At 65.8% G+C, this 25,170-nt stretch carries 23 protein-coding genes and 1 riboswitch; of the genes, 13 read left to right on the top strand and 10 right to left on the bottom strand.

Features of this window, described 5'->3' with window-relative positions:
• The first annotated feature begins 13 nt into the window (after nt 1-13).
• Both N5C91_RS13850 and N5C91_RS13845 read left to right on the top strand, forming a co-directional pair.
• A complete protein-coding gene (locus N5C91_RS13850) occupies nt 14-256 on the top strand; it encodes a DUF1272 domain-containing protein (RefSeq protein ID WP_236199775.1) in 243 nt (80 codons plus the stop codon).
• A 9-nt stretch (nt 257-265) separates the two neighbouring features.
• Entirely contained in the window at nt 266-1,432 is a 1,167-nt protein-coding gene (locus N5C91_RS13845) for an MFS transporter (RefSeq protein ID WP_279830132.1), read from the top strand.
• 209 nt (nt 1,433-1,641) lie between these two features.
• Here N5C91_RS13845 and nfuA read toward each other — a convergent pair whose 3' ends face one another.
• From nfuA to N5C91_RS13820, 5 genes are all read right to left on the bottom strand, one after another.
• Complete coding sequence (nfuA, locus tag N5C91_RS13840) at nt 1,642-2,226, bottom strand: Fe-S biogenesis protein NfuA (protein ID WP_184597512.1); 585 nt, start codon at nt 2,224-2,226, stop codon at nt 1,642-1,644.
• Between the two features lie 158 nt (nt 2,227-2,384).
• Nucleotides 2,385-4,667, bottom strand: a complete 2,283-nt coding sequence (locus N5C91_RS13835; protein ID WP_279830131.1) for a fatty acid cis/trans isomerase — start codon at nt 4,665-4,667, stop codon at nt 2,385-2,387.
• A 70-nt stretch (nt 4,668-4,737) separates the two neighbouring features.
• Complete coding sequence (locus N5C91_RS13830) at nt 4,738-6,903, bottom strand: AAA family ATPase (protein ID WP_279830130.1); 2,166 nt, start codon at nt 6,901-6,903, stop codon at nt 4,738-4,740.
• Complete coding sequence (locus N5C91_RS13825; protein ID WP_279830129.1) at nt 6,888-8,105, bottom strand: hypothetical protein; 1,218 nt, start codon at nt 8,103-8,105, stop codon at nt 6,888-6,890. The genes N5C91_RS13830 and N5C91_RS13825 overlap by 16 nt, the downstream gene beginning before the upstream one ends.
• Nucleotides 8,106-8,372: 267 nt before the next feature.
• Entirely contained in the window at nt 8,373-9,179 is an 807-nt protein-coding gene (locus N5C91_RS13820) for a hypothetical protein (RefSeq protein WP_279830128.1), read from the bottom strand.
• Between the two features lie 274 nt (nt 9,180-9,453).
• Between N5C91_RS13820 and metH the strand changes: the two genes are divergently transcribed.
• The 4 genes from metH to N5C91_RS13800 all read left to right on the top strand — a co-directional run bounded on the left by metH (nt 9,454) and on the right by N5C91_RS13800 (nt 15,527).
• Nucleotides 9,454-13,146 carry a methionine synthase gene (gene metH / locus N5C91_RS13815; RefSeq protein ID WP_279830127.1) on the top strand — a complete coding sequence of 1,231 codons (3,693 nt, stop codon included), beginning with the start codon at nt 9,454-9,456 and terminating at the stop codon, nt 13,144-13,146.
• Nucleotides 13,147-13,334: 188 nt separating this feature from the next.
• Nucleotides 13,335-13,685, top strand: a complete 351-nt coding sequence (locus tag N5C91_RS13810) for a 50S ribosome-binding protein YggL (protein ID WP_236175503.1) — start codon at nt 13,335-13,337, stop codon at nt 13,683-13,685.
• A gap of 108 nt (nt 13,686-13,793) precedes the next feature.
• Complete coding sequence (locus N5C91_RS13805; RefSeq protein WP_236199769.1) at nt 13,794-14,066, top strand: YceK/YidQ family lipoprotein; 273 nt, start codon at nt 13,794-13,796, stop codon at nt 14,064-14,066.
• Between the two features lie 99 nt (nt 14,067-14,165).
• Nucleotides 14,166-15,527 carry an FAD/NAD(P)-binding protein gene (locus N5C91_RS13800; RefSeq protein WP_279830126.1) on the top strand — a complete coding sequence of 454 codons (1,362 nt, stop codon included), beginning with the start codon at nt 14,166-14,168 and terminating at the stop codon, nt 15,525-15,527.
• A gap of 81 nt (nt 15,528-15,608) precedes the next feature.
• Here the strand turns inward: N5C91_RS13800 and N5C91_RS13795 are convergent, their stop codons facing one another.
• The 4 genes from N5C91_RS13795 to N5C91_RS13780 all read right to left on the bottom strand — a co-directional run bounded on the left by N5C91_RS13795 (nt 15,609) and on the right by N5C91_RS13780 (nt 17,609).
• Nucleotides 15,609-15,968, bottom strand: a complete 360-nt coding sequence (locus tag N5C91_RS13795) for a hypothetical protein (RefSeq protein WP_236175506.1) — start codon at nt 15,966-15,968, stop codon at nt 15,609-15,611.
• A 71-nt stretch (nt 15,969-16,039) separates the two neighbouring features.
• Nucleotides 16,040-16,450 carry a hypothetical protein gene (locus N5C91_RS13790; RefSeq protein WP_236175507.1) on the bottom strand — a complete coding sequence of 137 codons (411 nt, stop codon included), beginning with the start codon at nt 16,448-16,450 and terminating at the stop codon, nt 16,040-16,042.
• A gap of 32 nt (nt 16,451-16,482) precedes the next feature.
• A complete protein-coding gene (locus N5C91_RS13785) occupies nt 16,483-17,013 on the bottom strand; it encodes a GTP-binding protein (RefSeq protein WP_236199767.1) in 531 nt (176 codons plus the stop codon).
• Nucleotides 17,010-17,609, bottom strand: a complete 600-nt coding sequence (locus tag N5C91_RS13780) for a hypothetical protein (protein ID WP_279830125.1) — start codon at nt 17,607-17,609, stop codon at nt 17,010-17,012. The genes N5C91_RS13785 and N5C91_RS13780 overlap by 4 nt, the downstream gene beginning before the upstream one ends.
• Before the next feature lie 121 nt (nt 17,610-17,730).
• Nucleotides 17,731-17,818: riboswitch (cyclic di-GMP riboswitch) on the bottom strand.
• Nucleotides 17,819-18,047: 229 nt separating this feature from the next.
• Between N5C91_RS13780 and N5C91_RS13775 the strand changes: the two genes are divergently transcribed.
• From N5C91_RS13775 to N5C91_RS13755, 5 genes are all read left to right on the top strand, one after another.
• Nucleotides 18,048-19,373: an MATE family efflux transporter gene (locus tag N5C91_RS13775; RefSeq protein ID WP_236199766.1), complete on the top strand. Its 1,326-nt coding sequence runs from the start codon at nt 18,048-18,050 to the stop codon at nt 19,371-19,373.
• 48 nt (nt 19,374-19,421) lie between these two features.
• The gene (locus N5C91_RS13770) at nt 19,422-19,637 is read left to right on the top strand and encodes a DUF2970 domain-containing protein (RefSeq protein ID WP_024763310.1); all 216 of its coding nucleotides are present in this window, start codon (nt 19,422-19,424) and stop codon (nt 19,635-19,637) included.
• Between the two features lie 328 nt (nt 19,638-19,965).
• A complete protein-coding gene (locus N5C91_RS13765; RefSeq protein ID WP_279830124.1) occupies nt 19,966-20,478 on the top strand; it encodes a PaaI family thioesterase in 513 nt (170 codons plus the stop codon).
• A gap of 270 nt (nt 20,479-20,748) precedes the next feature.
• Nucleotides 20,749-22,407 carry a nitrite/sulfite reductase gene (locus N5C91_RS13760; protein ID WP_236199764.1) on the top strand — a complete coding sequence of 553 codons (1,659 nt, stop codon included), beginning with the start codon at nt 20,749-20,751 and terminating at the stop codon, nt 22,405-22,407.
• Complete coding sequence (locus N5C91_RS13755; protein WP_279830123.1) at nt 22,391-22,894, top strand: DUF934 domain-containing protein; 504 nt, start codon at nt 22,391-22,393, stop codon at nt 22,892-22,894. The genes N5C91_RS13760 and N5C91_RS13755 overlap by 17 nt, the downstream gene beginning before the upstream one ends.
• A gap of 269 nt (nt 22,895-23,163) precedes the next feature.
• Here the strand turns inward: N5C91_RS13755 and N5C91_RS13750 are convergent, their stop codons facing one another.
• The gene (locus N5C91_RS13750; protein WP_279830122.1) at nt 23,164-23,742 is read right to left on the bottom strand and encodes a TetR/AcrR family transcriptional regulator; all 579 of its coding nucleotides are present in this window, start codon (nt 23,740-23,742) and stop codon (nt 23,164-23,166) included.
• A gap of 124 nt (nt 23,743-23,866) precedes the next feature.
• On the opposite strand from N5C91_RS13750, the gene N5C91_RS13745 reads away from it, so the two are divergent.
• Together N5C91_RS13745 and N5C91_RS13740 are read left to right on the top strand one after the other, a co-directional pair.
• A complete protein-coding gene (locus tag N5C91_RS13745; RefSeq protein WP_024763305.1) occupies nt 23,867-24,304 on the top strand; it encodes a hotdog fold domain-containing protein in 438 nt (145 codons plus the stop codon).
• A gap of 11 nt (nt 24,305-24,315) precedes the next feature.
• On the top strand, nt 24,316-25,170 hold the full coding sequence (locus tag N5C91_RS13740) for an alpha/beta fold hydrolase (RefSeq protein WP_279830121.1): 855 nt from the start codon (nt 24,316-24,318) through the stop codon (nt 25,168-25,170).

The following is a 25,170-nucleotide window of genomic DNA, read 5'->3' as shown; positions in this document are numbered from 1 at the left end:
AAAGGACTTTGCCATGCTCGAACTCCGCCCCGGCTGCGAATGCTGCGACCGCGACCTCCCCGGCGACAGCGCCGACGCACGCATCTGCAGCTTCGAATGCACCTTCTGCACCGACTGCGCCGAGCAGGTGCTGCACGGGCAGTGCCCGAACTGCGGCGGCGAACTGCTGCCGCGCCCGCGCCGGCCGCTGGAGAAGCTGGCGGCCAACCCGGCCTCGACCCAGCGCGTACTCAAGCCTGCGGGCTGCCAGGGCTGAGGGCGGAGCATGCTGCTGCGCACTCCGGCGATCCGCCTGCTGTTCAGCAGCCAGGCGCTGTACTGGTCCTGCTCGCTGATCGGCATCACCCTCACTTCGCTGGTCGGCGCGCAGCTCACGCCGATCAACGGCCTGGCGACGCTGCCGCTGGCAGTCCTGGTGCTGGGCAACCTGCTGGCGGTGCAACCCTTGTCGCTGTTCATGCAACGCCATGGACGGCGACGCGGATTGCTGCTCGGCGCCGCCTGCGGGGTATTGGGTGGCCTGCTCTGTGCGCTGGGCGTGTGGCTGGCGGATTTCCTGCTGTTCTGCCTCGGTGCCCTGCCCATCGGCGCGTACCAGGCGTCAGCGATGTACTACCGCTTCGCCGCGCTGGAAGCGGTGGATGAGGCGCACAAGGGCCGCGCCACCGCCTACGTGATCGGCGGCGGTGTCCTGGCGGCAGTGCTCGCGCCGAGCCTGGCACTGTGGTCGCGCAGCGCCCTGCCCGCGCCCTTCGTCGGCTCCTACCTGGCGATTGCCGCGCTGGCACTGGTTGCCATCGCGGTGCTCAGCCGCCTGCCGGAAGGCGCAGCGCCCGCGCCATCCAGCGGCGGCTGGAAGGTGATGCGCGAGCTGCTGTCCCGTCCGCCGGTCCGCGCGGCGATGGCCTGCACCGCCGCCGGCCACGGGCTGATGATCCTGATCATGAACGCCACGCCACTGGCCATGAGCTTCTGCGGGCTGCCGCTGGAGCGCTCGGTGAGCGTGATCCAATGGCACGTGCTGGGCATGTTCCTCCCCGCCTTCGTCGCCGGCCCGCTGGTGGACCGCCTCGGCGGCCGCCGCGTGGCCTGGATCGGCATGGCATTGCTGGCGGTAAGCGCGGCGGTGGCGTTGAGTGGGCAGAGCGTCGCGCAGTTCCTGGTCAGCTCGCTGCTGTTGGGCATGGGCTGGAACCTGATGCTGGTGGCCGGTACCACACTGCTCGCCCTGGGCCATTCGCCGCAGGAGCGCGGGCACGCGCAGGGCCTGATGGAACTGGGTAATGGCAGCCTGGCGGCGCTGATGTCGTTCAGCTCCGGCGCGCTGATCAGCAGCGTCGGCTGGAGCGCGGTCAATCTGCTGGTGTGGCCGGTGTTGCTGGTGGCGCTGGTGGTGCTCTGGGCGGGGCGGCGGGAAATGGCGCAGGCCTGAGGGTTTGGCTGCCAGTGCGGTTCGCGAGCAAGCTCGCTCCTGCAAGGAGCACCACTGCGTAGGGCGCATAACCCGGAACGGGTTATGCGCCGCAATGGCGGATAACGCCTGAGGCGTTATTCGCCCTACGTTTCCGAGCAGGCCCGGGCCCGGCTCCAAACGAAAAAGGCGACCCGGAGGTCGCCTTTTCTCTGCTCGATCGCCTGCCTTCAGTAGTAGGCGTTCTCGCGGTTGCTGTGGTCGGTGACGTCACGCACGCCCTTCAGCTCCGGGATGCGTTCGATCAGGGTCTTCTCGACGCCATCCTTCAGCGTCATCTCGACCGCGCCGCAGCCCTGGCAACCACCGCCGAAACGCAGCACGGCGATGTTGTCCTCGACCACGTCCACCAGGCTCACCTGGCCGCCATGGCTGGCCAGGCCGGGGTTGATCTCGGTCTGCAGGTAGTAGTTGATGCGCTCGGTGAGCGGGCTGTCCTCGTTGACCATCGGTACCTTGGCGTTGGGCGCCTTGATGGTCAGCTGGCCGCCCATGCGGTCGGTGGCGTAATCGACCACGGCGTCGTCCAGGAACGGCTCGCTGATGGCGTCGATGTAGGCGGTGAAGGCCTTCAGGCCGACCGGGGTGTCTTCCGGCTTCTGCTCGCCCGGCTTGCAGTAGGCGATACAGGTCTCGGCATACTGGGTGCCCGGCTGGGTGATGAAGATGCGAATGCCGATGCCGGGGGTGTCCTGCTTGGACAGCAGCTCGGCCAGGTAATCCTGTGCGGCTTCGGTAATGGTGATAGCGCTCATGGCAACTCCTCGCAAACGTGGCGCCAGTTTACGCCAAACGGGGGGAACGGATAAAGCCCTACTGATTTAGTAGGAATAATTCGCAGGTAGGCTAAGCACTTTCCTGCAGGAGCGAGCTTGCTCGCTCCTGCAGGTTCAGGCCCGGTCCGCGACCTGGTTTACAGGTTCTCGTAGCGATTCATGTCCAGCACGCCCGCCTCCACCGGCTCGGTTTCGCGCAGGTAGGCATCCAGGTCGTGGAAGTAGAACCAGAACTGCGGGTTGCTGCGGCGAACGCCCCAGCGGTCGGCGACCTTCTCGAAGTCCAACGCGCTCTTCACCTGTTCCAACGCCCTGACGAAATCGCCCACTTCTCCGGCCTTCAGGTTGAACAGGAAGTTCGGATAGCTCGACAGCACACCCGGGTAGATGGTCAGGGTATCCAGGCCCGGCTGGTAGCGCAGCGACTCGCCCGTCATGAAGGCGACGTTGCTGTGCGCGCGGTTGCGCAGCACGGTGTAGATCTCGCGCTGGCCGTCCGGCAGTTCCACCCGCAGCATGGTCGCCTCGGGGAACTGGTCGATCACCGGCAGGCCGGCGGCCGGGCGGCTGACCAGGCGGCTGAAGGCCTGCTCGGCGTCCTGCAGCGGCGCGGCCACGGTGTTGCGGTAGCAGGCGCCGTTTTCGCACAGGTTGATCGGGTCGGGCCGCGCGTTGAGCGCCACGTAGTGCTTGAGCAACTGTTTGGCGAAGGCCAGCTTGGCGCCCTTCTCCGGCAGGAACAGGCCGGTCGGCGCGTCGCTGTCGGAGTTGTAGTAGTCGGCCCACATCTTCAGCTTGCCGCTGCTCTGGTACCAGTCGTCGAGCAGCTTCTTGCGCGCGCCGACGGGCATCAGGCGCAGGAAGTTCTGCTCGGCGCCGTTGCGGATCAGGTCGAAGTACAGCCGCGTCTGCGCCTGGTGGGCAACGTTGCCGAATACGTCGAAGTTCACCACCAGCCCGTAGTAGGTGCGCTCCAGCAGCGGGTAGTCCATCCACCAGATAGTCTGCGGCACGCCGCCGATCAGGCCCTTGCGCACCGAGGCGCTGTCGTACTGGCGGAAGATGCTCAGCACGGCGTTGTCGTTGCCAGCCCAGATGTCCGCCCAGGTCGGTGCGGGCGCCTCGTCATAGACGTCCTGGCGCAGCTCTTCGTATTTATTGCGCTTGTCGCGGTAGGAACGCCATTGCGACAGCATCGCCCCCACGTCGTCGATCTGCCCCGGCAGCGCCAGCAGCGGCGAGGCCTGACGCTGGAATTTCGGATCGGTGACATAGAGGTCGTGGTCCGGGTCCTGGAACACCGCCCAGAAGTTGTCGCGGATCACATCGGTGGCGATCTGCCCGCGGCACACCGGCCCACGGATGAAGGTACGGACAAAGTACTCGGCGTTATCCAGCATGAACTGGTAACGCGCCCGCGCTGGGATCGCCTCGAAGGTCACGAAGGGGTTGGCGCGGTGCTGCAGGCCGTAACCCGGCACCTTGTCGGTATTCCAGGCGGTGCCGTAGAACAGCTCCTGGTTGCGCTTGAGGCGGGCCTCGTTGAGCGGATAGGTGATGTGCGTCTTGTGCACGATCACCCCCTGGATAGGCCACAGGCGGTAGTAGAAGGTATTGCCCGGATCGTCGTTGGGACGCCGCGTGGCGATGGGGTCGATGGGCTGGCCGCTGGGCGTACGCGAACGCACCAGCTGGAAGAAGTGCCCCGGCTCGCCGCGCTCGGTGAAGTACAGGTGGGCGAGGAACAGGTGCTCGTAGATCCAGCGCGACACCAGGCTCTGGCGGGCGCCGGGCTGGTTGAGGAAGCTTTCCCAGTCGGCAATCTGCGAGGCCTCGCCGCTGCCCGGCTGCCAGGCCTTCTCATCCACTGGAGCGCCCTGGGCCAGCCAGGTCCTGATGGTCTTCAGCTGCTTGTCGGTCAGGCCGGTGACGGCGAACGGCATGCCGCTACGTGGGTTCTTGGCCACGAAATCATCGATGCTCTGCGGCGTCGGGCACTGGTTGGTGCGGTTGATCGACAGATCCAGTCCGTCGGGAATCTTTGCATTGGGCACCAGCGGGTGCTCGTGGCCCAGGTCGATCATCCGCGCCATCAGCGCCGCCTGGCTGCCACGGCCGTCAAGCACCGACCAGAAATCCTTGCGCCGCCAGGCGTCCGCGCCGTTGGCGTCGAGGAACAACCGGGTCGGATCTTGCGCCTTCGTGCGCGCACCGTCGTAGACCGGCAGCTTGTTCGCCCCGCGCTGGGCGCCTTCGGCGGCCGTCAGGTTGAGCTGGCACGGCGAGTCGTAGCAGGCGTGGCAGGCCACGCATTTCTCGGTGAAGATCGGCTGGATATCGCGGGTATAGGACATCGATTCGGCACGCAGGCCCAGGCTGGCCATGAGCAGGGCCAGCAGCACGAGGATCCGGGGGAGCATGGAGACGTTCCTTGACCATTAACAGCGGAAGTCTACCAACTCATGGGCCTGCCGACAGCGCGCCTTTCGGCTAGCCCGCCTCGTTGCGTAGCGCGGCCAGCTCGTGGCGCACCAGCAAGGGCAGCTCGCCCGCCTCGAACTGGCCGGCGAACAACGGCACGGCAAACTCGTAGCCTTCGCCGTTGCGCTTGAGGACGAAAGCCAGTTGCAGGCGTGCCAGGGACTCCTTGAGCGCCACGGCATCGATGGACGCTCCGACCACTGCGATCAGCCCCGCGAGGCTAGTGCTGCCGTGCTGCGCGGTGTGATAGACGAGGATGCGGTCCAGGCGGCAGGCCGCCTCGTCCTGGCTCAGGCGGCCCCAGCCGGCGAGCGCGTCCTGCACTGCCTGGGAGGCCAGGGCGGCGCCGAGCTGCTGGCGCTCGATCACCCGCACGCCAGGGGGCAAGGCTTCCAGGCATTCCTGGCAGAGGATCGCGACCAGGTTGGCGCGCTGCCCGCTGGCATCCACCAGGTCATCCAGCAGGGTATCGCTGGCAAAACCCAGGCGCAGGCGCGCCAGCGGCACGCTGGCCAGTTCGCGGCAGGCCTGGCGCTCCAGCGCGCCGATGGTCAGCACCTCGCCGAAGTTGCGCAGTGGCGACTGGTAGTCCAGCACGGCGGTGGCATAGAGGTCCCAGAAACCGGCCAGCATGAACCAGCACCGACCCTCCTCGCTCAGCGCGCGCAGAGTCGAAAGCTGCGGGTAGCCGTGGGCGGCTTCGTCGCGGAAGAACAGGTCGGCCTCGTCGATCAGCAGGAACAGGCGCTTGCCCGCTTGGTGCGTAGCGATGTGCTGGATGACCGACTCCAGCGGGCTTTCCGCGGGCAGGCCGAACTGCAGCGCCAGGCGCGGGGCGAGCCGGTGATCGCGCAGCGAGATGTAGTGACAGCTCAACTGCGGGTGGTCCTCGAGGCGCCGCTGCACAGCCTTCAACAGGCTGCTCTTGCCCAGTTGCCGACCACCAACCACCAGGTAGTTGGCCGGCTCGCGGTTGAGCACCCGCGCGAGCAGTTGGTCACGGCCGAAGAAAGAACCGGCACGCACCACGCCGCCGCGTGTCTGGTAGGGAGATATCCGGGTCAGGCGCAACTGCGCCGCCAGCAGGCGCAGCAGCACCTCGCCGGCATTGCGAGCGAGCAGCCATTCGCTTTGCTGGCGGCTGCCGATGGCGACGAACAGGTTGCTGTGCTCGCCGCAGTAGGCCTGCAGCTCCTCCTGGTCATCGGTGGTCAGTACCAGCATGACATCCAGCCCCAGCTGCAAGGCCCGCAGGTGCTGCACGACCTGCTCCGCATCAAGCTCCGGCGCTGGCAGGTAGACCAGGCAGCGATCGAGGGAAATCGGCACGTCCGCATTCAGCTTCCATTCGCACAACACGCCGGGCAGCACCCAGCCGCCGCTGGGCTGGCACGCGGCACCGAGCCTCAGCGCAAGCGCCCGGATGCGCTCGGAGCCGTCGCCACGGGCGCAGGCCAATGCCTGTTGCCAGCGCGTCTGCGTGACTCCGGCGGCGCGCAAGGTCGCCTCCCGGCGCCCGAGCAGGCGGAGCAGGCGGTCCACTCGCGGCAGGTCCTGCAAGGGCGTGTTCAGCAGGCGTGCAGGACTTAGCTGGATCGGCGCCAGCAACGGGTGGCGGAGCAACTGCATCAGGCCGAAACAGAGGAACAACAGTGCGCATCCGGTCACGATGGCGCGCAGGGAAGTCACCAACGGGCTGTCATCATCAGCCGGCTCCCCGCGATAGCCGGTGCTGCAGCCCGGTGGCAGGAATCGTTCGTCCAGCGGTGGATTGCCGGCGCTGCAGGTCCAGTCGTTGCTGCGCGGCCGCAGGTCGATGATCACCTGCCGCCCGGCGAGGCTGCCCAGTTCGGCGCGATCGACCACGGTTGCGATCAGCCGGTAGGGCTGGGGCGACACGACCTTGAGCAGCGGGTCGCGGTTCACCGGGGCATGTGCCTGGATGTCCGCCGGCCAGCCGGCGCCGCTCAACTGAGCCTTGAGCAGCGCCGTGCGCCAGTTCAGCAGTTCGGACCACAGATCGTAGGTTGCCTCCGCCGCCAGCGCAGCATCGCGGGAGAACGGATTGAGGCGCGGCACCAGCACGGCACTGCCCAGCAGGAACGTGATCAGCGCAACTATCAGCAGGCGCTTGTAGCTGAGCGCACCACGCTGCCGGTTCAGGCCTCGACGCATGCGTCCAGCACCTGCCGACCAGTCTGGCGAATGACCTCACAGCGCCAGACCAGCCTGGCCGAGTCGCCCTGGCCACGCACGGTGATCAGGTTGTTCCAGAACAGCCGGCGCAGCTCGCCATCGGCCAAGTACGGGCTGGCGCGCCCCAGGTCAGCCGCCTCCAGGCGCTGACGCAGGCGTTCGCGTGAACTGTCGGTTTCCGCCAGCGGCAGGAAGGCTTGCCAGAGGCGTGCGCTGCGTGACAACAGCTCATGCAGCGCGCGGCGCGATTCGCTGCTGAGGCCGTCATGCTGCACCAGCCACTCCAGCCCTTCTTCCGCCAGCGCCGGGTGGCCGCCGCAGCTTTCCAGCAACTCACCCAGCATGGCCTGGTCGAAACGCCGCTCAGGCCAGCGACGCTGGGCCAGCAGGCCGAGGTCGGCGAGGGTCAGCTCCGACCAATGGCTGACCTGGGCGATGTTCAGCAGCGACAGGTCGCCGCTGCGGTACTTCAGGTCGGCCAGCCCTTCGCCGCCGCACAGCAGCAGGTGCAGGCGACCGCTGTGCATCTCGCTGAGGCTGCGCAGGATACCGGCAAGCATCTCGCGCAACTGCGGGGTGCCCTGCTCGAAGCGGCTGACCAGGCAGAACAGCCGCTCACCGGCCAGCAGGCGACGCTCCAGCGCGGCTTCGAACTCATAATCCGAGGTAACGTCGGCAAAACCGCACTGGCGGCCGATAGCGGCAAAATAGTCGCCGCTGGCGGTGCTGGCACTGTAAGGCGGCTGGATGTGCAGCACCGACTGCTCGCCGTAAAGCGCGCGGGCGCGGCCCAGCAGCTCCTGGCGGAACGGCGGCTGGCCCCAGTGCGCCTGGGACAGCAGCAGGACGATGGGATACGGCGTGAGCCTGCGCAACTGGTCGAACAGCGACTCGATATAGGGAGCGAAAGGCACGCTGCCGGCGGTTTCGGTCTGCAGCGGAAACTCCTGCTCGAACCCCGCGGCGCTGAACAGCCGATTGGTTTCCAGCTCGGTGAGGCGCAGGTAGCGGGCGCAGGCGATGAGCTTGTCGCGGGATTTGGGATTGGGTAGCGACAGGCCATTGCGCCAGTTGTTCACGGCTTCGCGGCTCAGGCCGATTTCCGTCGCCACGCCCGAGGCACTGGCGCGGATACGCCGCATGTAGAGCGTCAACAGTTGCGAGAAAGCATCCGTGTCCAAAATCGCCAATCCGTAGCTTGCGTGGGGCGGCCAGCTGCGCCGCACGCTCCATCCCTGCCGGTCTTGCGATGCTGCCGGCTTCATGATCCGGCAGGCGATCATGAAGCCCTGCCGACAGCGAGCAGGCAGATAGCCACTACCTGTCGCCGCGCGCCAGCATACGCATGGCAAGGTTTTGCGCCTAGATGGGTGCGACAGCGTTTCGCTTTTGACTGCGACGGATTTCGCATTTCGCGGTAGCGGACCGACAGGCCGGAAGCTGGCGCATCAGTCCGCGCCATCGATGGCCTCGGGCTCCTCACGCTTTTCGCTGAGGTCGCTGTACTCGACCCAGCCATAGAGCAGCGGCAGGACGATGGCGAGCAACACCCCCAGGCCCAACCACATCCAGAACCCCTTGAAGAACACCAGGGCCAGCACGGTGAAGATCACCGCATGCAGCAGGCCCTTGGCCATCTGCCAGAGCACCAGCCCGGTCTTGATCACGCCGCCGGGGCCGACACCGGTCTGCCGCGCCACCTTGGCGATCTCGGCGATACCCTCCACCAGTGCCTTGGCTTTTTCCTCGTGCTCGCGCTCTTCTTCGATCAGCTTGCGCAGCGGCACCGGACGCGTCACACAGACGCTGGTGTCTTCCTCCCCGTCCTCGTGACGCGCGTCCAGTTGAGCGACGACAATGGGCTCGATGAAGGGTTCGCGGTGGTACAGGTCGGAGCGATTGACCAGCTTGCCGTCAAGGAAGTGATGGCGCTGGGTTTCGCCGACCTGGTCGTGGAATACCTCGATCACCGCCGCGCGCAGGCCACGCTCGAACAGGCTCTCGAGCAGTACCAGCGGCAGGTTGGCGCGCACCGACGTATCGAAATCCAGGCGGATGTACTCGGGCTGTGCGCTGAATTGCTGGTTGAACCACTCGTCCTGCCAGATCCCCGACAGGTCGACGCCCAGGCGCTGCTGATAGACGAGCGACTTCTCCTGGTCGCCACGCATCAGGTTGACCAGCGACAGCACGCACAACTCGTGCGGGCCCTGCTCCTTGAAGAACAGCATCAGGGTGTTGGCGTTCTGCGACATCAGTCTCTCCTTGCGTGCGGAATCCTTGGGCGAGCAGCCAGCGACGCGAAACTTCCTCATCCTTGCCACTCAGTGCCTTGAATTCTCCCAGCAAGGCCGGTGTCAGGCAGTTCCGGACTTGTCAGGTGCGGTCGGGGCGCGGTTGACACGACGTCAAGTCAGGCGCCCCGACAACATGAGCAGAATTCATGGAAAACCGCGAACCACCGGAAAGCTGTGCAGCTTTGCTATCATCAGCGACCTTTCGCCACGCCCTTTTCCCCCAGGTATTCCAATGATCGACCGTGCCGCACGCCTGCAAGCCCTCCAGCAAGCCCTCAAGGAGCGCATCCTGATCCTCGACGGCGGCATGGGCACCATGATCCAGAGCTACAAGCTGCAGGAAGAGGACTACCGTGGCGCGCGCTTCGCCGACTGGCCGAGCGACGTGAAGGGCAACAACGACCTGCTGCTGCTCAGCCGCCCGGACGTGATCCAGGCCATCGAGAAGGCCTACCTGGACGCAGGCGCCGACATCCTCGAGACCAACACCTTCAACGCCACCCGCGTGTCGCAGGCCGACTACGACATGCAGGAGCTGGCCTACGAGATGAACGTCGAGGGCGCGCGCCTGGCCCGTGAAGTGGCCGACGCCAAGACCGCCGAGACCCCGGACCGCCCGCGTTTCGTCGCCGGCGTCCTCGGCCCGACCAGCCGCACCTGCTCGATCTCCCCGGACGTCAACGACCCTGGCTTCCGCAACGTCACCTTCGACGAGCTGGTGGAGAACTACAGCGAATCCACCCGCGGCCTGATCGAGGGCGGCGCCGACCTGATCCTGATCGAGACCATCTTCGACACCCTCAACGCCAAGGCCGCGATCTTCGCCGTGCAGGGCGTCTACGAAGAGCTGGGCGTCGAGCTGCCGATCATGATCTCCGGCACCATTACCGACGCCTCCGGCCGCACCCTGTCCGGCCAGACCACCGAGGCCTTCTGGAACTCGGTGCGCCACGCCAACCCGATCTCCGTCGGCCTGAACTGCGCCCTCGGTGCGAAAGAGCTGCGCCCCTACCTGGAAGAGCTGGCAACCAAGGCGGATACCCACGTCTCTGCCCACCCCAACGCCGGCCTGCCCAACGCCTTCGGCGAATACGACGAGACCCCGGCGGAAATGGCGGTGGTCGTGGAAGAGTTCGCCGCCTCCGGCTTCCTCAACATCATCGGTGGTTGCTGCGGCACCACGCCGGGCCACATCGAGGCCATCGCCAAGGCCGTGGCCAAGTACGCCCCGCGCGCCATCCCGGAGATTCCCAAGGCCTGCCGCCTGTCCGGCCTGGAGCCCTTCACCATCGACCGCAACTCGCTGTTCGTGAACGTCGGCGAGCGCACCAACATCACCGGCTCGGCCAAGTTCGCCCGGCTGATCCGCGAGGAGAACTACGCCGAAGCGCTGGAAGTGGCGCAGCAGCAAGTGGAAGCCGGCGCCCAGGTGATCGACATCAACATGGACGAAGGCATGCTGGATTCACAGGCAGCCATGGTGCGGTTCCTCAACCTGATCGCTTCCGAGCCGGACATCTCCCGCGTGCCGATCATGATCGACTCCTCCAAGTGGGAGGTGATCGAAGCCGGCCTGAAGTGCATCCAGGGCAAGGGCATCGTCAACTCCATCTCCATGAAGGAAGGCGTCGAGCAGTTCAAGCACCACGCCCGCCTGTGCAAGCGTTACGGCGCCGCCGTGGTGGTGATGGCCTTCGACGAAGCCGGCCAGGCCGATACCCAGGCGCGCAAGGAAGAAATCTGCCGGCGCTCCTACGACATCCTGGTCAACGAAGTGGGCTTCCCACCGGAAGACATCATCTTCGACCCGAACATCTTCGCGGTCGCCACCGGCATCGAGGAGCACAACAACTACGCGGTCGACTTCATCGAGGCCTGCGCCTACATCCGCGACAACCTGCCCTACGCGCTGACGTCGGGCGGGGTGTCCAACGTGTCGTTCTCGTTCCGTGGCAACAACCCGGTGCGCGAGGCGATCCACTCGGTGTTCCTCTACTACGCGATCCAGAACGGCCTGACGATGGGCATCGTCAACGCCGGCCAGCTGGAGATCTACGACGAGATCCCCAAGGAACTGCGCGACAAGGTCGAGGACGTGGTGCTCAACCGCAGCTCGGACGCCACCGAGGCGCTGCTGGCCATCGCCGACAACTACAAGGGCGGCGGCGCGGTCAAGGAAGTCGAGAACGAGGAATGGCGCAGCCACAGCGTCGAGAAGCGCCTGGAGCATGCGCTGGTCAAGGGCATCACCACCTTCATCGTCGAAGACACCGAGGAATGCCGGCAGAAGTGCGCGCGCCCCATCGAGGTCATCGAAGGCCCGCTGATGTCCGGCATGAACGTGGTCGGCGATCTGTTCGGCGCCGGCAAGATGTTCCTCCCGCAGGTGGTGAAATCCGCCCGCGTGATGAAGCAGGCCGTGGCGCACCTGATTCCCTTCATCGAGGCAGAAAAAGGCGACAAGCCCGAGGCCAAGGGCAAGATCCTCATGGCCACGGTGAAGGGTGACGTCCACGACATCGGCAAGAACATCGTCGGCGTGGTGCTGGGCTGCAACGGCTACGACATCGTCGACCTGGGCGTGATGGTCCCGGCAGAGAAGATCCTGCAGACCGCCCGCGAGCAGAAGTGCGACATCATCGGCCTGTCCGGCCTGATCACCCCGTCGCTGGACGAGATGGTCCACGTGGCCAAGGAAATGCAGCGGCAGAACTTCAGCCTGCCGCTGCTGATCGGCGGCGCCACCACCTCCAAGGCGCACACCGCGGTGAAGATCGACCCGCAGTACAGCAACGACGCGGTGGTCTACGTCACCGACGCCTCCCGCGCGGTGGGCGTGGCGACCACCCTGCTGTCCAAGGAAATGAAGCCCGAGTACGCGCGCAAACTGCGCGAAGAGTACGCGGAAGTCCGCGAGCGCACCGCCAACCGCAGCGCACGCACCGAGCGCCTGAGCTACGAACAGGCGATCGCCGCCAAGCCGAAGTTCGACTGGGCCGGCTACCAGCCACCGGTGCCGAGCTTCACCGGCGTCAAGGTGCTGGATGACATCGACCTCAACGTACTGGCCGAATATATCGACTGGACGCCCTTCTTCATCTCCTGGGACCTGGCCGGCAAGTACCCGCGCATCCTCACCGACGAAGTCGTGGGCGAAGCGGCGACCAGCCTGTTCAACGACGCCCAGGCGATGCTGAAGAAGCTGATCGACGAGAAGCTCATTCGCGCCAAGGCCGTCTTCGGCTTCTGGCCGGCCAACCAGGTGCACCACGACGACCTGGAAGTCTATGGCGACGACGGCCACAAGCTGGCCACCCTGCACCACCTGCGCCAGCAGACCATCAAGCCCGACGGCAAGCCGAACTTCAGCCTGGCCGACTTCGTCGCGCCCAAGGACAGCGGCGTGAAGGACTACGTCGGTGGCTTCATCACCACCGCCGGCATCGGTGCCGAGGAAGTGGCCAAGGCCTACGAGGCCAAGGGCGACGACTACAGCGCGATCATGGTCAAGGCGCTGGCCGACCGCCTCGCCGAAGCCTGCGCCGAGTGGCTGCACGAGCGCGTGCGCAAGGAATACTGGGGTTACCAGCCCGAGGAGCACCTGGACAACGAGGCGCTGATCAAGGAGCAGTACGTCGGCATCCGCCCGGCGCCCGGCTACCCGGCCTGCCCGGACCACACCGAGAAGGGCACGCTGTTCCAGCTGCTCGATCCGCAGGGCCTGTCTGGCGTGACCCTGACCGAGCACTACGCGATGTTCCCCGCCGCCGCCGTCAGCGGCTGGTACTTCGCCCACCCGCAGGCGCAGTACTTCGCCGTCGGCAAGCTCGACAAGGACCAGATCGAACGCTACAGCGCGCGCAAGGACCAGGAGATCGGCACCAGCGAGCGCTGGCTGTCGCCGAACCTGGGCTACGACAACTGATCTGACGCCCCACGCCGCAGCCGGGCCTACCCGGCGCGGCGGTTTCGTCAGGCAGGTCCGCGGCCTGGGAAAAGCTTCGCTGCATATCCTGCGCAGATGCGGGATAATCCCGCCATCCTGGGCACCCCCAGGGCACAACGGATCGAAGCCGGCCACCCGCCAGGCTTCCGCTGAAGAGAGAATCACAGATGAAATACCTCACCCCCGAACAAATGGCCAAACCGCGCAAACGCCGCCTGCTGAAGAAGCTGCGCCTGGGCGAGTTCCAGGAGTTCGGCTTCAGCCTCGAAGTGAACTACAGCGGCGACCTGGATGACGTGCTCGACCAGTGGATCGCCTTTGTCGAAGCCGAAGGCTGGGTCTTCGTCGGCGGCGCCACCGAAGACGGCGAGTTCACCGGCTACCTGTGCCTGAACGACGTCGGCAGCCTGACCGAAGCCGACCGCGAAACCACCCGTCTGTGGCTGGAAAAGCAGTCCTGGGTGAAATCCTTCGAGCTGGGCGAGCTGAGCGACTGCTGGCACGGCCTGTTCGAATAAGTGGCACGCAAGGGCGGCTATTCTGGCCGCCCTTTCCGAATCGTCTGATACAACCTCGGCTGCTTCAGCGGCATCTTTCGACGCACGCCCTCACCGTCGAAATTTCCCATGCGCAATTTCCTGATAAGCCTGCTCATCGCCAGCGCAATCTCCGGCTGTGGCACCGTGATTACCCGCGTCGACAATAACCACTGGACGCACGACACCTACTACAAGGGCCTGCAGGCCGACGCCAAGCTGCTCACCGGCAACGTCAGCACGGGGTACGCTCCGGTCACGCTGTTCTGCTGGATGAGTATCGTCTGCCCGATCGTTACCGTGGTTTCAATGCCAGTGGATGCGCTCGTCGACACCCTGGCGCTGCCCTTCGATCACCCATAGCGGGCCTCGGCGCCTCGCGCCCCTGCATCTGATTGCCACGATTGCCAGCAAGCCTCTGCTCTGCGACCCTGCCCCGGTTCGAAACAAGGAGCGGGTTGCATGGAACACATCGCCATCATCGGTAGCGGATTCTGCGGCACGGCACTGGCCATCCAGTTGCTGCGCACGGCAAAAGGGCCGCTACGACTCAGTCTGATCAACCGCTCCGGCCGCCTGGCTCGCGGCCTGGCCTACGGCACCCGCTCTGCCAGCCACATCCTCAATGTGCCGGCCGAGCGCATGAGCCTGTTCCCCGACCAGCCGTCGGACTTCCTCGAATTCGCGCGCAAACAGATGCCCGAGGCGAAGCCCGGCGACTTCCTGCCGCGCCGTTTCTACGGCGACTACCTGCAGGACCGTCTCGGCCACGCCATCGCCGAAGCTTCGCCTGGCGTGCGTTTCAGCAGTCTCTGCCAGCAAGTGCTGGAGCTGACCGATCAGTGCGATCACCTGCGCCTGCTGCTCGATGACGGCCAGCCGCTGGATAGCCGCAAGGTCATCATCGCCACCGGCAACTTCGCCCCCGCCACCCCCGGCCCGCTCAAGCCCCTGGAAGGGTCACCGCGCTATCTCCGCGACCCCTGGGCGCCGGGTGCGCTGGAAAGCATTCCTGCTGCTGCCTCCGTCCTGCTGCTGGGCACCGGCCTGACCATGTACGACATGGCTCTCGCGCTGCAGGACCAGGGGCACGCCGGCCCGCTGCTCGCGCTGTCACGCCGCGCCCTCCTGCCACAGGCGCATCGCGACAACGCCAGCCATCCCCTGCTGCCGGAGCTGCCGGCAGCCTTCCTCCGGGACATGGGGCTGAACCAGCGGCTGCGCGAGCTGCGCCGCCTGATCCGCCAGGCCGCGGCGGACGGACACGACTGGCGTGACGTGATCGCCGCGCTGCGCCCCGCCACACCACAACTCTGGCAGGCACTGGACGACAACGAACGCAGTCGCTTCCTGCGCCATCTGCAAACCTACTGGGACGTCCATCGCCACCGTGCCGCGCCGCCAGTGGCCAAGCGCATCGATGACCTGCGTGGCAGCGCTCAGCTGCAGGTACAGGCTGGCCGGGTGCTTGCCGCCAGCGCATCAGCAAGTGGCATCGAACTGGAAGTCCGCCATCGCGGCGCGAAGCAATCGCAACGACAGCGCTTCGATTACCTGATCAACTGCACCGGCCCCTGCACCAACCTGCGTACCGTGAACGAGCCGCTGCTCAGCGGCTTGCTGGATCGCGGCGTGATCCGCCAGGACCGGCAAGGGTTGGGGCTGGAAACCGACAGCGGCTTCCGCCTGCTTGACGAGAACGGCGCGGCCAATCCGAACCTCTACCTGCTCAGCCCGATGCTGCGCGCCAGCCACTGGGAAGCGACCGCCGTGCCGGAGTTGCGCGGGCACGCCGCGCGCCTGGCCGAATTGCTGCTGGGCTGAAACGCAGCTGGCCCGCGAGGGGCCAGCCGAGCTCGACGATGGTGGGCGGACCTCCCCGTCCGCCCACCGCTGACGCAGGCTTCAGATCGCCATCTGCCCCTCCACCTCCTGCAACTTGCGTCGGGCCAGCGCCAGGTTGGCTTTGACCTTGTCCAGCACGTAGTACATGAATACGCCCTCGTGCTTGGTCATCGGGCGGATGATGTGGTACTGGCGGCCGAGGGTGATGAGGATGTCCTCGATCACATCGTTGAGCGCCAGGGATTTCATGGTCTTGAGCTTGGCACGAACCACCTCGGTATTGCCCGCCGCCGCCAGTTCCAGGTCCACGCCACCACCGGCCTGCCCGAGCAGCATGCCGCTCTTGGCATCCACCACGGCCGACGCCAGGGCACCATCCAGGTTCAGCAGTTCGTCCAGCGATTGTTGCAGTGCTGCCATAGCGATTACTCCTCGAGTGCGCGTCCTGTTGTAAGGGCCTCGTAGCCGCGCGCGCCACGAAGCCTTATGTCTCAGCCGAGCAGCGAGATATCCGCCAGTCGGGTTGCCGCCCTCTTGGCCTGGTAGAGCACCTGCCCGAGCATTTCCTCGCGATCGGCGACCAGGTTGAGGATCATCGGATAGCTTGGATGCGGGATATCGACGATGACGATGTAGCCCTCGCTGGCCTCGACTATCACGTTCTGGTGCGGCCCGACCTCACTTTCCTGGCCGACCATGGCGCCGAGCGCCGAGATCGAGCAGGCCATCGCCGCCAGCTTGGATACCTCCAGCCCCTTGCCAGCGCGGGAAGCCACTTCGAAGCCGTCGGTGGTGGCGATCACCGCTGCGCTCAGCCTGCCCAGGCTGGCGCCGAGCTCGTCCAGCGCCTGTTCGGCATCGTTGCGCAGTCTTTCCGGCAGGCTCATCAGGGCGTGTTCCATGGTCGACTCCAGTCGGTTGCGAACCTCGGACCTCAGGCCGCCGTGCATTCCAGTTGCAGCAGGAGCAGGTCGAGCAGCAGGCGCACCTGCTCCGCTTCGCGAACATCCACCTCCACCACCGGAAAGGCGTACCCGGCTTGCGCCAGGGCGGCGGCGTAATCGTCCAGGCCGGGATGGGAATTCTCCGGCAGACGGCCAACCCCCACGACGCAGGGCGCCTGGGCAATGCAGTCGGCGAAGCCGTCGAGATAGACGCGCAGGTCGCCCAGCGGATCGGGCCGCGAATTGTCGATCAGGATCACCAGCCCCAGCGCACCGCGCGCGAGGATTCCCCACATGAAGGCGAACCGCTCCTGGCCGGGGGTGCCATACAGACGCAAGCGCTCGTCGGGGCCGAGCAGCACTTCGCCGTAATCCAGGCCGACGGTGGTGCGCGCCTTGTCCACGCTCGGGTCGTTGTTCTGCACATCGGTACTGACCGGCTCGATATCACTGATCGCGGCGATGGCAGTGGTCTTGCCAGCGCCCATGGTGCCGGTAAAGAGAATCTTGTACTCCCTCATCGGCCAGCCTCCGCAGCACCGCCCAGGCCCAGGTGGCGGCGGATGCGCGCCAACAGGCCGACAGGCGCGGCAACCTGGCGGACGGGCGCCACGGGGAGGCTCTCAGCGTCTTCAAGCAGCTCCTGGGCGGCCATCAGGTGAACGAAACTCTCCGCCACCTGGCGCTGCACGCCAGAGCGCTCGCACAGTTCGTCGAGGCTCATCGCCCGGGCACACAGCAGCGTAGCCAGGCGCACGTAGCGATGATCGCCCTTGAGCAGGGAAGCCGCTGGCCAGTGCTTCAGGCGCAGCGCCGTACCGGGTAGCGCCGTTGGCCGCTGGCCAATGGCGCGGGCAGCACGCTCCAGGCAGTCGAAGACTTCGCTGGCGCGCAGCGGCCAGTGCACCCAGAAAGGCTCGCCCTCTGCCGTGCGCAACTGCACCCGCGGCTCGCCTTCATATCCTTCGACCAGCAGGTCGGGCGAGCCGTCGACGTAGGCCCAGGCCGCCAGCGTACGACCGCTGAGCAAGCCGACGATGGACTTGAACACCACCTGATCCCGCAACGCCATCCGGGCGAACCCGTAGGTGTATTGAACCTGATACGGCTGATTCATCGGCGCGCTCCCTTGGGCCAACAAACACCATCAACCTGCACGGGTTGATCAGGAGGCTCACCGGGACGTTGGCGGATGCCGAGCACAAGCTCGCAGAGGGCGCGGACGAACGTCCGGCCTGCTTGGCAACCCCGCGGTCATGGCCCTTGCGGGCGTTAGATCGGTGGCTTTGCGTCCCTGGCTTTCGCACAGGTTTGCCCTGGTCAATTGAATTTCAGCGTAGTACGCCGCTTTCGTTCGCCAAGCCGAAAAAACGTGACGCACCTCACACAAACATCGGAAATATCACCGGAACAACTTCGCAATGTTCGTAGGCATATTCCGCCCCAAAAGGGAGCAGGAAGCCTGCCCTTCGGCTAGGATTTCCCACAGCGGCGCCCCACCGGCACGGCCCGCCAGATGTCCACAACAAGCCGGAATTCACTGCCCCGAGACGCCATGCTAGAGCGCCAGCGGTTCCAGAACATTCTCAGCCTGGGCCTGCCGATCATCGGCGGCATGCTCAGCCAGAGCCTGCTCAACCTGGTGGATGCCGCCATGGTCGGCCACCTTGGGGAGAAGTCCCTGGCCGGGGTCGGCATCGGCAGCTACGCCAACTTCGTCGCCATTTCCCTGGTGATGGGCCTGGGCGCCGGCGTGCAGGCGCTGGTAGCGCGCCGCCGAGGCGAAGGCCGCAACGATGAACTGGCCGCGCCGTTGAACTGCGGGCTGCTGGTGGCGCTGGGCCTGTCGCTGCCGATCACACTGATCTGCCTGCTGTGCGCCGAGCCAATCATCCGGGCCCTGTCCAGCGATCCCGACGTGCTGGCAGTCGGCATCCCCTACTTCGAGTGGCGCGCGCTGTCGGTGCTCGCGGTCGGCCTGAACTTCTCCTTCCGTGGCTACTGGAACGGTACCCGGCGCTCCGGCATGTACATGCGCACCCTGGTGGTGATGCACCTGGCCAATGCGGCGATCAGCTACAGCCTGATCCACGGCCTGTTCGGCCTGCCGCGCATGGGCGCGGTAGGCAGCGGCCTGGGCACCACGCTGGCGTTGTACATCGGCTCACTGATCTACGCCTGGATCACCTGGCGCGATACCCGCTCCCAGGGCTGCCACCCGCGCCTGCCGAGCGAGCGGGATATCCGCACGCTGTTGCGCCTGTCGCTGCCCAACTCGCTGCAGCAGTTCTTCTTCGCCGCCGGCATCACCCTGCTGTTCTGGATCATCGCCCAGGTCGGCACCCGCGAACTGGCCGTGGCCCACGTGCTGATCAACCTGGCGCTGTTCCTGATCCTCCCCGGCGTCGGCCTGGGCATGGCGGCAACCACCCTGGTCAGCCAGAGCATGGGCGAGCGCGACTTCGACAGCGCGCACCGCTGGGGCTGGGACGTGGTGAAGGTGGCGGCCTGCGGGCTGGCGCTGCTGGGGGCGCCGTTCTGGATATTCCCCGAGGCCATCCTGCGGCTGTTCGTCAGCGACCCTGCGCTGATCGAACTGGGCCGGATGCCACTGATGCTGACCGGCATGGGCATGGTGATCGACGCCACGGCGCTGGTGCTGACTCAGGCGCTGCTGGGCGCGGGGGCCGTGCGCACGGTGATGGCGGTCAGCCTGGGCAATCAGTGGCTGTTCTTCCTGCCACTGGCCTACCTGGTCGGCCCGGTACTGGGCGGCGGCCTGCTGGCGATCTGGAGCATGCAGATTCTGCAGCGCGGGCTGGCCTCGGCGATCTTCGCGGTGATGTGGCAGAAGCGCCAGTGGACGCAGATCGAACTCTAGCGCCAGCTCCGTCAGGAGCTAGGCTTGCAGGCAAAAGGAGGATGAACGATGGACGAGCAACAGAACAAGCCGCCGACTTTCTGGCAGATGCTCCACAGCGTACTGGCCGCGGCCTTCGGCGTGCAGAGCGGGCGCAACCGCGCGCGCGACTTCACCCACGGCAAGCCGAGCCACTTCATCGCCATGGGCATTCTCTTCACGCTGATCTTCGTGCTGCTGCTCTACGGGCTGGTGCAACTGGTGCTGCATTTCGCCGGCCTGTAGAGGCCAGCCGAGGAAGGAGGTACCAGGCGGGCCGCAGGACGACCCGCCGGCACCGCTGTCACTGGTGGCTGACCCAGAACACGGCGGTCGCAACCACCAGCAGGATCAGGATGAATGCGGCGCGGGCATCGACGACGCTGTCGCTGGTCTTGTTGGACGTTTCTTCGCTCATGCTTCCCCCATCTTCTCGTTATTGGCTGAAGGACCACAGGCGAGAGTTAAGACCAGCCCAGCCCTCCTCTCAAGCAAGCCCGCCCTTTTCGCGTCCGGGCGAATGCCGTTAGGCTGCGTCCCCGACACGCAAAGATGACAAGAACAAGGAAGGGCCATGCAAATCGATTCACTGCCAACTCCCGATTCGCTGCAGGACCGGGTCGCACCGGAAGGCATCTGCTACGGCTGCGGCGGCAGCAACCCGCACGGGCTGCACATCAAGAGCCGCTGGCACGAGGACGGCATTCACGTCGTCGCCGAGCACCTGCCCGAAGCCAAGTACTGCGGCTGGCCGGAACTGGTCTACGGCGGCCTGATCGCCATGCTGGTGGACTGCCACTCGAACTGGACCGCCATGGCCTATCACTACCGCGCCGAGGGCCGCGAGCCGGGCAGCCTGCCGCGTATCGACTGCGTCACCGGCAACCTCGGCATCAAGTACATCAAGCCGACGCCCATGGGCGTGCCACTGACCCTCAAGGCCCATGTGGAAGGCGAGGTCGGCCGCAAGAGCCGGATCATCTGCGAGGTCTATGCCGGTGATGTGCTGACCTGCGTCGGCGACTCGATCTTCGTCCGCGTCGACACCTCGCAACTGCGCGACGCCGCCCACGGCCGCGACGCCTGATCGACAGACAACTGCGTCGCTGCCGTTTGAAATGGATATAAAGGGCAGCGCCGCAACGGCGACCCTACCTACCGGCGCAAGCCCCCGCCCCGCCTGAGCCTCAGGCCTGGCGCGGCTTAGATCCGAAAGTTCTCGCCATATACTCAAACATCACTTTTGCGCATATTCCCGAACTGGTATCGTGCGCCCCACTCCGCGTGGAGCGCGTTGCCGTGCGCGCTGGGAAACGCAGTACGCCCTGAGCGCTATAGCCTGACAGCAGGATGATTCATGTACGTATATGACGAATACGATCAGAGGATCGTAGAAGATCGCGTCAAGCAGTTCCGCGATCAGACCCACCGTTACCTGGCGGGCGAACTGACCGGCGAGGAATTCCGCCCGCTGCGTCTGCAGAATGGCCTGTACATCCAGCGCTACGCGCCCATGCTGCGAGTGGCTGTGCCTTACGGCCTGCTGTCCTCCCGGCAGGTTCGCAAGCTGGCGCAGATCGCCCGCGACTACGACAAGGGCTACGCCCACATCAGCACCCGCCAGAACGTCCAGTACAACTGGCCGGAACTGGAAGACGTGCCGGAAATCCTCGCCGAGCTGGCCACCGTGCAGATGCACGCGATCCAGACCAGCGGCAACTGCATCCGCAACACCACCACCGACCAGTTCGCCGGCGTCGCCCGTGACGAACTCGTCGATCCGCGCCCCTGGTGCGAGATCATCCGCCAGTGGTCGACCTTCCACCCCGAATTCGCCCACCTGCCGCGCAAGTTCAAGATCGCCGTCAACGGCGCCGTGAGCGACCGCGCCGCCATCGAGGTGCACGACATCGGCCTGGAAGCAGTGCAGAACGAAGCCGGCGAACTGGGCTTCCGCGTCTCCGTCGGCGGCGGCCTGGGCCGTACCCCGATCGTCGGCAGCTTCATCAATGAATTCCTGCCCTGGCAGCACCTGCTGTCCTACCTGGACGCCATCCTGCGCGTGTACAACCGCTATGGCCGTCGGGACAACAAGTACAAGGCGCGCATCAAGATCCTGGTCAAGGCGCTGACGCCGGAAGTCTTCGCCCAGAAGGTCGACGCCGAATGGGCGCACCTGAAGGACGGCCCGAGCACCCTGACCGACGCCGAACTGCAGCGCGTAGCCGCGCACTTCGTCGATCCGGCCTACCAGGCCCTGGAAGACCAGGACGCCGCCCTCGCCCAGCTGGACGCCGAGAATCCCGGCTTCGCCCGCTGGCGCAGCCGCAACACCTTCGCCCACAAGAAGCCCGGCTACGTCGCCGTGACCCTGTCGCTCAAGCCCACCGGCGTGGCGCCTGGCGACATCACCGACAAGCAACTGGACGCAGTCGCCGATCTCGCCGACCGCTACAGCTTCGGCGAAGTGCGCAACAGCCATAACCAGAACATCATCCTCGCCGACGTCGAGCAGGCGCAGCTGTTCACCCTCTGGGGCGAACTGCGCGAGAACGGTTTCGCTACCCCGAACGTGGGCCTGCTGACCGACCTGATCTGCTGCCCGGGCGGCGACTTCTGCTCCCTGGCCAACGCCAAGTCGCTGCCGGTGGCCGAAGCCATCCAGCGTCGTTTCGACGATCTCGACTACCTGTTCGACATCGGCGATCTCGACCTGAACATCTCCGGCTGCATGAACGCCTGCGGCCACCACCACGTGGGCCACATCGGCATCCTCGGCGTGGACAAGAAGGGCGAGGAGTTCTATCAGGTCTCCCTCGGCGGCAGCGCCAGCCGTGAGGCCAGCCTCGCGCAGATCCTCGGCCCGTCCTTCGCCCAGGAGCAGATGGCCGACGTGATCGAGAAGATCATCAACGTCTACGTGGAACAGCGCACCGAAGAGGAACGTTTCCTCGATACCTACCGTCGCATCGGCATCGACCCCTTCAAGGAGCGCGTATATGCAGCGAATCATTAAGCACCGCGAGGTCGTCGACGACCGCTGGCACCTGCTGCCCAAGGACGCGACCCTCGAGACAGTGCCCAACTGCGACGACGTGATCATCCCGCTGAACCTGTGGCTGGAACACGGCCCGGCCCTGCGCGGTCGCGACGGCGGCCTGGGCGTTTGGCTGGATGCGGACGAAGAGCCCGAAGCCATCGCCGGCGACCTGGACAAGTTCAAGGTCATCGCCGTGAACTTCCCCGCCTTCACCGACGGCCGCGGCTTCAGCACCGCGCGCCTGCTGCGCGAGCGCTACGGCTACAAGGGCGAAGTGCGCGCCATCGGCGATGTACTGCGCGACCAGTTGTTCTTCATGCAGAGCTGCGGCTTCGACGCCTACGCCATCCGCGCCGACCGCGACCCGCAAGCGGCGCTGGCTGGCCTGGACGACTTCAGCGAGGTCTACCAGACCTCGGTGACCCAGCCGCAACCGCTGTTCCGTCGCCGCCAGCTGGCCTGATCCGGCCGACTGCTTCAACGGCATGAAAAAGCCCCGCATCGCGGGGCTTTTTCAATTCTGCACGGCGCATTTCTCGTAGGGCGCATAACGCGCCAGCGTTATCCGCCAGCAGGGGGACGGCGGATAACCTGTTCCAGGTTATCCGCCCTACGGCCCTTCACAGGAGCGAGCTTGCTCGCGAACCGATCCAGCACCGCAGCTGCCGGGAACACCGTTCGCGAGCAAGCTCGCTCCTACAGGCTTCACGCCTCAGCTCCTGTGCACCCAACTCAGGCCCGCACGCTCTCCCAGGCAATCTGCGCCAGCTGATCCCGGCAATCGATCAGGTCCACCCGCGTGCGCCCGGCCAGCCAGTTGCGCGCGTAGTCCTGGCTTGGGCCAATCACCACCGAATTGAACAGCTCCGGCGCCAGCTCCTTGAAAGCGCCAGCCTTGCGGTGCTCGGCAAGCAGCCCGGCGATGCGCCGCCCCTGCTCGCGGTTGGCCTCGCGCAACGCCTCGCCCACCTCTCCCGCCTCGACACGGCCGCGGCTGTGCAGGATGAAACGCGCCCACTGCGGATTGGCCGCCACCCAGTCGACGTAGCAGGTGACGAACAGCTTCACACAGGCCTCCGCGCTCATGCCCTCCTCGATGCCGGCATCGAGCAGCGCCGCGTACTGGCCGACGCCGGTGAGGTACAGCGCGCCGATGATCCGTTCCTTGTTGCCGTAGTGGTGATACAGGCTGCCGATGCTGGCACCGGAGCGGTCGCGGATCATCTCGATGGTGGTGGCGTCCACGCCGGATTCGCTGAAGCAGGCCAGCGCGGCCTGGAGGATGTCGTCTTTGCGGGAAGGTCGGGCCATGGGGTTCCTGTTGGAAAAACCGCTCGAACAGAATTCTAGAATATTTTTCTAGAATTAATTTCTAGTCTTCGTATACTGCCTGGGCGCGCATCCATCTTCAATCCGCTTTGCCCCCGGAGTTGCCATGAGTCAGATGATGCAAATGTACCAGCAGGCCGGCCCCGCGCAGTTCAGCGCCATGATCGGCCAGGTTGCCCCCTACTTCGCCAGCATCGCCCCGCAGTTCGTCGAGCTGCGCCCAGGCTATGCGGAAGTGACCTTCCCCAAGCGCCGCGAGGTGCTCAACCACATCGGCACCGTGCACGCCATCGCCCTGTGCAACGCCGCCGAACTGGCCGCCGGGACCATGACCGACGTGTCGATCCCCAAGGGCCGCCGCTGGATTCCCCGCGGCATGACCGTGGAATACCTGGCCAAGGCCGACGGTGACGTACGCGCCGTGGCCGATGGCCGTGCCGTGGACTGGAACCAGGAAGGCGACGTCATCGTCCCGGTGCTTGCCTACGTCGGCGACAAGAAGGTCTTCCGCGCCGACATCACCATGTACATCAGCCAGGCCTGAGGGACCGCGCCATGATCACCCCGCTCCCTCGTCCACTGGACAATGGCGACGGCCACAGCCTGTCCAGCCACTGGTACTACCCACCCGGAGAAGCACGCGGAGCGGTGCTGATCGTTCCCGCCATGGGCGTCGAGCAGCGCTTCTACACGGCCTTCGCCAACTGGCTGGCCGAGCGCGGCTACCTGACCGTGACCTTCGACTACGTCGGCATGGGCAAGTCCCGCGCCGGCCACCTGCGTAACCTGGACGTCGACATCCTCGCCTGGGGCAATCACGATTGCAGTGCGATGCTCGACGCCGTGGTCGAGGCCGCCGGCGAGCTGCCGGTGTTCTGGATCGGTCATAGCCTCGGCGGGCAGATACTGCCCTTCGTGCGCGGCACCGAGCGCATCCACCGCGCCTTCACCATCGCCACCGGCAGCGGCTACTGGCGCGAGAACACCAAGGGCCTGCGGCACAAGGCCTGGCTGCTCTGGTACCTGCTGGCGCCGACGATAACGCCGCTGCTGGGCTACTTCCCCGGCAAGCGCCTGGGCGTGGTCGGCGACCTGCCGCGCGGAGTGATCGAGCAATGGCGGCGCTGGTGCCTGGACCCCGAGTACTCGGTGGGCGCGGAAGGCGGCGCGGTGCGCGAGGCGTACTCCTCGGTGAGCACACCCATCACGTCGATCTCCTTCACCGACGATGAGATGATGTCCGGGCGCAATACCGAGTCGCTGCACGGTTTCTACCGTGGCTCGCCGAAGACGCTGAAGAGAATCGCGCCGGAAGATATCGGCGTGAAGCGCATCGGCCACTTCGGCTTCTTCAGAAGCCAGTTCGCCGATTCGCTGTGGGCGGATTACCTATTGCCGGACCTGGGCTGA

The sequence above is a fragment of the Pseudomonas sp. GD03903 genome, assembly GCF_029840045.1.
GTDB classification, from domain to species: domain Bacteria; phylum Pseudomonadota; class Gammaproteobacteria; order Pseudomonadales; family Pseudomonadaceae; genus Pseudomonas; species Pseudomonas pseudonitroreducens.
The sequence above is the reverse complement of the archived record's forward strand: the minus strand, read 5'-3'. Positions and strand labels throughout refer to the sequence as shown.

Bases quoted from the DNA above. Each gene is read 5' to 3' on its own strand.
- N5C91_RS13850 (WP_236199775.1), top strand. From the start codon at position 14: ATGCTCGAACTCCGCCCCGGCTGCGAATGCTGCGACCGCGACCTCCCC.
- N5C91_RS13845 (WP_279830132.1), top strand. From the start codon at position 266: ATGCTGCTGCGCACTCCGGCGATCCGCCTGCTGTTCAGCAGCCAGGCG.
- nfuA (WP_184597512.1), bottom strand. From the start codon at position 2,226: ATGAGCGCTATCACCATTACCGAAGCCGCACAGGATTACCTGGCCGAG.
- N5C91_RS13835 (WP_279830131.1), bottom strand. From the start codon at position 4,667: ATGCTCCCCCGGATCCTCGTGCTGCTGGCCCTGCTCATGGCCAGCCTG.
- N5C91_RS13830 (WP_279830130.1), bottom strand. From the start codon at position 6,903: ATGCGTCGAGGCCTGAACCGGCAGCGTGGTGCGCTCAGCTACAAGCGC.
- N5C91_RS13820 (WP_279830128.1), bottom strand. From the start codon at position 9,179: ATGTCGCAGAACGCCAACACCCTGATGCTGTTCTTCAAGGAGCAGGGC.
- metH (WP_279830127.1), top strand. From the start codon at position 9,454: ATGATCGACCGTGCCGCACGCCTGCAAGCCCTCCAGCAAGCCCTCAAG.
- N5C91_RS13810 (WP_236175503.1), top strand. From the start codon at position 13,335: ATGAAATACCTCACCCCCGAACAAATGGCCAAACCGCGCAAACGCCGC.
- N5C91_RS13805 (WP_236199769.1), top strand. From the start codon at position 13,794: ATGCGCAATTTCCTGATAAGCCTGCTCATCGCCAGCGCAATCTCCGGC.
- N5C91_RS13800 (WP_279830126.1), top strand. From the start codon at position 14,166: ATGGAACACATCGCCATCATCGGTAGCGGATTCTGCGGCACGGCACTG.
- N5C91_RS13795 (WP_236175506.1), bottom strand. From the start codon at position 15,968: ATGGCAGCACTGCAACAATCGCTGGACGAACTGCTGAACCTGGATGGT.
- N5C91_RS13790 (WP_236175507.1), bottom strand. From the start codon at position 16,450: ATGGAACACGCCCTGATGAGCCTGCCGGAAAGACTGCGCAACGATGCC.
- N5C91_RS13785 (WP_236199767.1), bottom strand. From the start codon at position 17,013: ATGAGGGAGTACAAGATTCTCTTTACCGGCACCATGGGCGCTGGCAAG.
- N5C91_RS13780 (WP_279830125.1), bottom strand. From the start codon at position 17,609: ATGAATCAGCCGTATCAGGTTCAATACACCTACGGGTTCGCCCGGATG.
- N5C91_RS13775 (WP_236199766.1), top strand. From the start codon at position 18,048: ATGCTAGAGCGCCAGCGGTTCCAGAACATTCTCAGCCTGGGCCTGCCG.
- N5C91_RS13770 (WP_024763310.1), top strand. From the start codon at position 19,422: ATGGACGAGCAACAGAACAAGCCGCCGACTTTCTGGCAGATGCTCCAC.
- N5C91_RS13765 (WP_279830124.1), top strand. From the start codon at position 19,966: ATGCAAATCGATTCACTGCCAACTCCCGATTCGCTGCAGGACCGGGTC.
- N5C91_RS13760 (WP_236199764.1), top strand. From the start codon at position 20,749: ATGTACGTATATGACGAATACGATCAGAGGATCGTAGAAGATCGCGTC.
- N5C91_RS13755 (WP_279830123.1), top strand. From the start codon at position 22,391: ATGCAGCGAATCATTAAGCACCGCGAGGTCGTCGACGACCGCTGGCAC.
- N5C91_RS13750 (WP_279830122.1), bottom strand. From the start codon at position 23,742: ATGGCCCGACCTTCCCGCAAAGACGACATCCTCCAGGCCGCGCTGGCC.
- N5C91_RS13745 (WP_024763305.1), top strand. From the start codon at position 23,867: ATGAGTCAGATGATGCAAATGTACCAGCAGGCCGGCCCCGCGCAGTTC.
- N5C91_RS13740 (WP_279830121.1), top strand. From the start codon at position 24,316: ATGATCACCCCGCTCCCTCGTCCACTGGACAATGGCGACGGCCACAGC.